The 927-nt window shown below is 37.4% G+C and carries 1 protein-coding gene; it reads left to right on the top strand.

Annotation, left to right across the window (positions count from 1 at the left end):
* Nucleotides 1–249: 249 nt before the first annotated feature.
* Nucleotides 250–927 (top strand): phage integrase SAM-like domain and Arm DNA-binding domain-containing protein (locus IR022_RS09825; protein WP_194203573.1); only part of this gene is annotated, 678 nt, incomplete at its 3' end.

Raw genomic sequence — 927 nt, 5'->3', positions numbered from 1 at the left:
CGGGATCACAAATTAGACAAGCAAACAGAAGTAAATTCCTGATTTTCAATGAAAATCGGGAATTTTTGCTTTAATACTTCCGGTAAAAAATGGCAGTTTAATGCATATTCCACAAGGTTAAATCGTGGGACTTGGGAATCCATAAAAAAAGCCCAACAGCTTAGCTTTCTTCTCACTGATATACAACGTTTTGCATAGGTTTATTTTGACAGGGATTGAGTAATTTTAAATCCTTAAAATGTAAACAAGATGAAACGAAAAAGTTTTAGTGTGTTATTCTTCCTGAGAAAGAAGAAATTATTGAAAAACGGAGAAGCACCCGTTTGTATGCGTATAACCGCAGACCGTTCCATGTGCGACATTCAGATTAAAAGAAGTATTGCAGTCGAACTCTGGGATCAATCCAAAGAGCGTTCCAAAGGCAGAGGACAGGAAGCCTATGAACTGAACCTGTATATCGAATCTATCCGTTCCAAGATTTATCAAATCCACAGAGAATTAGAGACAGACGGAAAAACAGTCAATGCGGAAACTATCAAAAATAAGTTCTACGGCATTGATAGCGACAACAAAACCCTCCTTCAGGTATTTACCGAACATAACAACGAAGCACGCTCTTTAATAGGTAAAGGGTATGTGGATAAAACCGTTCAGCGTTTTGAAACTACTGCTCGCTATCTATCCGAGTTTATTAAGGCGGAATATAATCTGTCCGATATAGCTTTAAAAGAACTTGATCTCGCCTTTATCCGTAAGTTTGATGTATTCCTTAAAGTGGAAAAGAACTGTGCCCAGAACTCAGCTATTACCCGACTAAAGAATTTAAAGAAGATTACTCGTATTGCATTTAGTAATGACTGGATGCAGAAAGACCCTTTTGTTACTTACCGTTTCAAGTTTGATGAAACTGATCCTGAGTTTCTGACT

It is taken from the genome of Dysgonomonas sp. GY617 (genome assembly GCF_015233815.1).
Taxonomy (GTDB): Bacteria; Bacteroidota; Bacteroidia; order Bacteroidales; family Dysgonomonadaceae; genus Dysgonomonas_A.
The sequence above is the reverse complement of the archived record's forward strand: the minus strand, read 5'-3'. Positions and strand labels throughout refer to the sequence as shown.